The sequence below is a fragment of the Nostoc sp. DedSLP04 genome (genome assembly GCF_034530775.1).
In the GTDB taxonomy this organism is placed as follows: Bacteria; Cyanobacteriota; Cyanobacteriia; order Cyanobacteriales; family Nostocaceae; genus Nostoc.
The window spans coordinates 304,258-311,409 of sequence record NZ_JAVRCL010000001.1 but is presented as its reverse complement, the minus strand read 5'-3'; the positions used below and the strand labels follow the sequence as shown (position 1 = coordinate 311,409).

The 7,152-nt window shown below is 43.5% G+C and carries 5 protein-coding genes and 1 pseudogene; 4 read left to right on the top strand and 2 right to left on the bottom strand.

The genetic code is table 11. The features are described from left to right. From RMX89_RS01055 to RMX89_RS01045, 3 genes and pseudogenes are all read left to right on the top strand, one after another. Positions 1–274 (top strand): annotated as a pseudogene (locus RMX89_RS01055) (hypothetical protein); the annotation flags it as partial. Between the two features lie 168 nt (positions 275–442). Next, positions 443–1,183 (top strand): RNA methyltransferase, encoded by a 741-nt coding sequence (locus RMX89_RS01050; protein WP_322683145.1) that lies wholly within the window; start codon positions 443–445, stop codon positions 1,181–1,183. A 174-nt stretch (positions 1,184–1,357) separates the two neighbouring features. Further along, positions 1,358–2,929 (top strand): serine hydrolase, encoded by a 1,572-nt coding sequence (locus tag RMX89_RS01045; RefSeq protein WP_322687606.1) that lies wholly within the window; start codon positions 1,358–1,360, stop codon positions 2,927–2,929. A 151-nt stretch (positions 2,930–3,080) separates the two neighbouring features. On the opposite strand, the gene RMX89_RS01040 is transcribed toward RMX89_RS01045, so the two are convergent. Together RMX89_RS01040 and RMX89_RS01035 are read right to left on the bottom strand one after the other, a co-directional pair. Continuing rightward, positions 3,081–3,617: a peroxiredoxin gene (locus tag RMX89_RS01040; RefSeq protein ID WP_322672569.1), complete on the bottom strand. Its 537-nt coding sequence runs from the start codon at positions 3,615–3,617 to the stop codon at positions 3,081–3,083. 157 nt (positions 3,618–3,774) lie between these two features. Next, positions 3,775–4,386, bottom strand: coding sequence for a peroxiredoxin (locus RMX89_RS01035; RefSeq protein ID WP_322687605.1), 612 nt, complete (start codon positions 4,384–4,386; stop codon positions 3,775–3,777). A 131-nt stretch (positions 4,387–4,517) separates the two neighbouring features. Between RMX89_RS01035 and RMX89_RS01030 the strand changes: the two genes are divergently transcribed. Then, positions 4,518–6,803, top strand: coding sequence for an amylo-alpha-1,6-glucosidase (locus tag RMX89_RS01030; protein ID WP_322687604.1), 2,286 nt, complete (start codon positions 4,518–4,520; stop codon positions 6,801–6,803). The last annotated feature ends 349 nt before the right edge of the window (positions 6,804–7,152 follow it).

Sequence of the window (7,152 nt, the reverse complement as noted above, 5' to 3'; positions counted from 1 at the left end):
ATGCGATGGAAGCTGTGCTTCACACAGCGGCTTAACCGCCTTGGCGGTTGCTATACCAGCACAAGTTTACCGATATATCTTAGATTTTTTGGCTAGCAACCCCACTCCCGAACAAATTGCTGAATTTAAACCTACTCCCGAAATGCAAGAACGATTGCGTACCTTGCTAACACGCAGTAACGCAGGTGAACTCACACCCACGGAGTTGAAAGAACTAGATGAATATGAACGTATTGAACACTTAGTAGTGATGATTAAAGCAGGTAACTTCTAAATAACGACGAACGACTAGCCCAACGGCAAAGATTGCACTGAACTCTTCAGACCTGACGCAGGCATTCACTTACACAGCTAAAATGATTTCAAGGAAACTCTTCAGCAGAACCACAACGCTGAAAAATAACCTGTAAGTATTATCTGGTGCGATCGCAGGAGGCAAAAAATGGGCTTGGCTGGATTAAGAATTGTGTTGGTAGAACCAGCTGGGCCGATCAATATCGGCGCGATCGCCAGGGTAATGAAAAATTTCGGTCTATATAATTTAGTATTAGTGAACCCCCAATGCGATCCGCTATCGACGGAAGCTTTGATGATGGCTGTTCACGCTCAGGAAATTATAGAATCTGCGGTAATAGTGGCAACTTTACCAGAAGCATTGCATGGATGTGTACGGGCGATCGCTACTACTGGTCGCGTTCGCAGTTTAGAAACACCTTTAGAAAATCCCCGCACTGCACTACCCTGGTTACTGGAGGAGCCAGAAAAACCCACAGCCCTGATTTTTGGCAGAGAAGACCGGGGATTAAGCAATGAAGAATTAAATTATGCACAGAGGTTTGTTGGCATTCCCACAAGTCAAGATTATGTCGCCCTAAATTTGGCTACTGCTGTCGCAATTTGTTGTTATGAATTGTCACAATCTGCCCAAAAACTTGACACTCAAACCTTACCTCAAACTGAACTCGCACCCTTGGATGTTGTGGAAGGATACTACCAGCAATTAGAATCAGTATTACTGAAAATTGGTTATGTATATCCCCATACGGCAGCTAGTCGGATGGGAAAATTTCGCCAATTATATAATCGCGCTCACTTGAAAACTGGGGAGGTGGCCATGCTGCGAGGAATTTTGCAGCAGGTAGAATGGGCCCTGAAAAACCAGAAGAATAGTGAAAACTTGTAATTATTCGTTTAATATATACGCAATCATCTCCCCAAAATAATTAATATGGCTTAAACTAAACACAAAAATGCTACTTAGTGGCAAAGTGGAATTTGAGTATTAATATTGCTTAAAAATTAAGTTTGGGGTCAAGAGTCTGCAAGAAAACAGTCAAGTGGGTCACAAGGAGTAACGGTGTCAGAATCAAGTGGCGAACTAACAGCTTTCTCGCGGCGTCAACCCTTAAATCGCCGCCCGCAGCCACAAAAAGTTCAAAAAGTGGTAAAGAAAAGAGTTAAAGCTAACAGTAAGCAGGAAATTACAAATGGGCCTGACGGGGGACAAACACGCCCAAAGAATCAAATTAGTCCTCCCCCAATCCCTGGCGCTACACGTAGGGTAAAATCGGGGTTAGTTATGCCAACGGCAGTAAAACCAATACCTAGTGTTAAGGGAAAAATTCCTCCCTTTCGACCGGGTGCTGTGATGGTTAAAACAGTGCGGATGGAAAAGCCAAAAACAGGCAGACGCTCATCGCGAAAAACCCAGTTAAAGCCAATGGCCAAAACCGTATTGTATGTTTTGCGGTTATTGATTGTGGGTGTTGGGATGGGTGCAATTGTGGGCACTGTATTGTCAGTATTAGACCCAGCCAATCGCATCAGCACAAATTCGGCGTCGCAATCTAATAATAATGTTAGTAATGTGGCGCGATCGCAACCACAACCTACCCAAACTCCCCCAGCCGCAGCTTCGAGTCTCTACCTATCTCAAGAAATTACCTCTTTGAAAAATGCCGTGCAAAATTTGGCGGCCACCAACCCAAATCTTACACCGGGAATTTTCTTAGTAGATTTGGATACTGGTAATTATGTAGATATCAATGCCTCTACGAGTTTTCCGGCGGCTAGCACGATTAAAGTGCCGATTTTGATTGCCTTTTTCCAGGATGTAGACGCGGGGAAGATTCGCCTAGATGATATGCTGACCATGCAACAAGATATGGTCGCTGGCGGTTCAGGAAATCTGCAATACAAACCACCAGGAACTCAGTACGCCGCTTTGGAAGTAGTCACTAAAATGATTACAATCAGCGATAACACGGCGACAAATATGCTGATTGCCCGACTAGGAGGAATAGACGCTTTAAACCAGCGTTTCCGTAGTTGGGGATTGACAACCACAACAATTCGTAATCAACTCCCAGATTTACAAGGGACAAATACCACTAGTCCTAAGGAACTAGGAAATTTGATGGCGATTGTGAGTCAAGGAAATTTAGTTAGTATGCCATCACGCGATCTCATGCTTGATATCTTGCGTCGCACCCAAAAAGACACTCTGCTGCCAGCAGGTTTGGGAACAGGTGCCAGAGCATACCACAAAACGGGTGATATCGGTACAATGTTGGCAGATACAGGTTTAATTGTGGTTCCAACTGGCAAGCGCTACATAGCCTCTGTAATGGTACAACGTCCTGCAAACGATCCTCGCGCCGAAAAATTGATTAGCTCAATTTCTCGTGCAGCCTACCAAGAGTTTAGCCAGAATGCTGTCACGCCAAACACCACTACAAACATACCCACAAATGGTTATCAGCCCCAGGTTGCGAATCCTGCTTTACCTAACGCTACAACAGGCACTGCGCCCATGAGCATTTATCAGCCTCCTGTTGCCACTCCTGTACCTAACGGCATGGGAAGTACAATACCCACAAACGGTTATCAGCCCCAAGTTGCGAATCCTCAATATTATCCTCAAAGATAATTTGTAATTCGTAATACTTTTCAAACAAATGAAACTATTAAGATTTGATGATATTATGATTAGGGTCTAAATTACCATTCAAATCTTAAGAGTTCCAATTCCTAATAGCTAGTTTTCAACATTAAACGCAATTTATTTTGAATATTTATAGTCAATTAAATTGTTCTAACAATGTCTCAACACTAGCATTACGATCCAAAAAAGAAAATAAATGCCAGTAGCGCAGTTTTCCTTCTTTATCTAATACAAACTGTGCTGGTAAAGGCGCTCCCAGTGCCTGCCCTGCTTGATATGTACGAAATACTCGACAACTAGGATCGCTCAAAAGTGGCATTTTTAAGCCTAAATCTTTGACAACTATTTGACTTTGCCTTTCATCGGTACTAGTAATCATTAAAACTTCTATACCGCGATTTTTGAATTGCTCGTAGTTTTTATTCAAGGCTTTGATGTGAGGAAAACAAAGAGGGCAATATTGCTTTTCGGTAAAAATGCGAGTAAAAGCAAGTAAAACTGGTTGTTTGCCTTTATAATCAGACAACTTTACTAAAGTTCCGTTGGTAATATCTGGCAATTGAAAGTCAGGTGTTCCTACTCCCAATCTGAGTTGATTACTAGCTGGAACTGGTAAAAAATTACGGAAGAATCGCTCATTTAATAAGCCACTAAAGTCAGTTGAAGTCAACATATTTTTAACCTTGGTTATTTAAATACTATTTTAGAAAAAACCACAGATATTTACGGAGGTTGACATTGTTTAATGTGTATCTCTGTTTATCTGTGGTTTTCATTGATTTTGCTTTCAACTCCAAAAAGCTGGATTAGAGTTTTTTAGCTAGCGAAATTTAGACAGCAGAGAAGTAGACTTTAGACTTCACTGGGTCAGGATTCATGGTCTTATCACCAGGTTGCCAACCAGCTGGGCAAACTTCGTCAGGGTGAGACTGAACATACTGAATTGCTTGTAATGTCCGCAGGGTTTCATCAACGCTACGACCAAAAGCTAGATTGTTAATCGTGGCGTGCTGTATAATACCATCTTTATCGATGATGAACAGACCACGCAAGGCAATGCCTGCTGCTGGGTCAAGAACGTTGTAAGCGGCGCTGATCTCTTTCTTGATGTCGGAGACTAGAGGATAATTCAGGTCGCCAACGCCACCAGACTTACGATCTGTTTGAATCCAAGCGAGGTGAGAAAATTCACTGTCAACCGAAGCCCCAAGGACTTCAGTATTGATTTTCTTGAATTCTTCGTAGCGATCGCTAAATGCTGTAATTTCAGTAGGACAAACAAAGGTAAAGTCTAGTGGGTAGAAAAACAGGATGACATACTTACCGCGATAATCGGAAAGTTTGATTGTCTTAAATTCCTGATCTACCACAGCCGTTGCTGTGAAATCGGGAGCTTGTTGACCAACGCGGAGGCTTCCTTCGGTTCCATAATTAAGGGACATTAACCTAATTCTCCTTTATCGGTTTAGTAGCGTTGGAATTTGGGTCAAGTAAAATTTACCCATCCACGCTCTCACAGTTTAATTACGATCTGTTACGACTATATCATACTCATAACGATTTTGAGTAGCAAATGTCTGATTTAGATACAAGAGAATGGTTGCTTACCAACGGCTTAGGAAGTTTTGCCAGCGGTACAGTTTCTGATGTCCGCACGCGTACTTATCATGGTTGGCTGTTTGCCGCCACAAACCCACCTTCTGGAAGGACTCTGCTGTTTTCGCACCTAGAAGCTAGCTTGGAAATATTAGGGCGCGTTGTGGCACTGGGGACAAATGTTTGGGGTAACGCTCAGATTGAGCGAACAGGCTATGAACAGCTACGCTGTTTTGATATTAACCCAGTTCCTAAATGGACTTGGGGTCAAGATAACTGGCAATTAACCAGACAATTGGTGATGCCCTATGGTTTGGTGGGGAATGAAGGCTGGGGATTGGGGATTGGGGACGAAGGGACACAGGGGCAGGGGAGCAGGGGAGCAGGGGAGCAGGGGGCAGGGGAGCAGGGGCAGGGAAGAATAATTTATAACCAATGCCCAGTCCCCAGTCCCCAGTCCCCAGTCCCCAGTCCCCAGTCCCCAGTCCCCAATCCCCAATTTTGCCATCGAATTTTAATCCAGTATCGCTATGAGGGAACTGAAACAGCGATTTTACGGTTGCGACTGTTGATAGCAGAACGTGACTTTCATCACCAGCAGATTGCTAGTCAAGAATTACAGTTTTCACAATTGCTAGGGGAACAGCAAGTCTGTTTACAAGCAATCAATTCTGGGCGCTTCGGCATACCTTGGCACTTGCGCTGGACACAAGGAAATTATCAACCAGATGCAGTTTGGTATTGGGATTATAGATTGTCTGAGGAGACAAAACGGGGATTAGGCGACAAAGAAGACCTCCACAGTCCTGGTTACTTGATAGTCACACTTCAACCAGGAGATACGGTAACTTTAGAAGCACGAGTAGGTTTTCCCGACTCAGTACCAGATGTTCTCACCGTCAAAACCTTCGCAGAAGCTGTGGAGGCAGAGCAAGAAAGGCTCTCACAGATTTTTGGATGGAGAGAGGGAGGTAGAGGGGCAGGGGAGCAGGGGGGTAGAGGGGCAGGGGAGCAGGGGGGCAGAGGGGCAAAGGAGCAGGGGAGAAGTTGCAGTAAGTTTTTCCCCTCTGCCCCTTTTCCCCTTGGCACCTCTGCCTCTTATGCCCAATTTCCAATCTGGCAACAACTACTCAAAGCAAGCGATCGCTTTATCGTCTATCGAGCCTCAATTGCAGGCCCTACGGTTATTGCTGGTTATCACTGGTTTAATGACTGGGGACGCGATACATTAATCGCTTTACCGGGGTTGGCATTAGTTCCACAGCGTTTTGACCTCGCAAAAGGAGTATTGCGAACTTTGGGGCATTATTGTCGCCACGGTTTGATTGCGAATGCATTTCCCGATCTCAATGGCGAACCAATTTATAACAGTATTGATGCGGCATTGTGGTGGATTGAAACTTTAGGACTTTATTTAGAAGCTACCCAAGACTGGGATTTTTTGGCAGAGCAATTCCCTGTAGTACAGCAAATCTATAAAGCGTTTGTCGGTGGTACACATTTCAATATCCAGGTGGATGCTACCGACGGACTAGTTAGTTGGGATGCTCGTGGTGTAGCTCTCACCTGGATGGATGTGGTAATTGGGACACACCCCGTCACACCCCGTTATGGGAAGCCAGTGGAAATCAATGCACTGTGGTATTCTGCTTTATGTTGGCTGAGTCAGTGGGCAGAGCGCTTGAGCCAAATGGAATATGGCTCACCAGTGCGTCTCACTAAGCAAGCACAGCGTTATGCTAACCAAGCACAACATATGAAAACCTCACTGCAAAAATTCTGGAATCCTCAGCTAGGTTATCTGTACGATACTATTGAACCAGACGATCGCCGGAATTTTCAAATTCGTCCCAATGCCGTTTTGGCGCTGTCGTTACATCATTGTGGGTTTTCCGAACAGCAAGGGTGTCAGATATTAGATTTGGCAACTACCAGCTTGCTCACTCCTTATGGTCTTCGCAGTCTCGATCCAGGAGATCCAGAATATAAAGGAAAATATGAGGGCAATCAACAGCAACGCGATCGCGCTTATCATCAAGGCACTGTTTGGACTTGGCTAATTGGGCCGTATATTCGGGCTTGGCAACGTTTTTATCCACAACAATCGTTGCCTTTTGATTGGCAACCTTTGCTAGATCACTTTTTCTTTGATGCTTGTCTTGGTTCTATTTCTGAGATTTTTGATGGCGATTCACCTCACACACCCAGAGGAGCGATCGCTCAAGCTTGGTCAGTTGCTGAAGTAATCCGCTACATAAAATAGTTGTAGGATAGAGATGGTCTTGGATAATTATTCTTGATTAATATACATTCACAAATTAATATTGCTAGTTGGAACCTACAAAACCCTTACTATACACGCTTTTTAGTAATTTATTTAATTATTTAAAAGTGACTAGAGATTTTCGTTTATTTCACCAATTTAGGCCGCAAAACCAAAGATATTTATTTTCTCTTGTGAGAAAATATCCTATAAGAAAACTTCGTGGATGAGATGTAGTATTATTGAGAGTAGGAATGTAATTAAGGCTTAATATACATACTCTAAAGGATGTATGATTAATAGCACAATTACTATTGATAACAGCTGAATTTACATTTCCTGATTATGA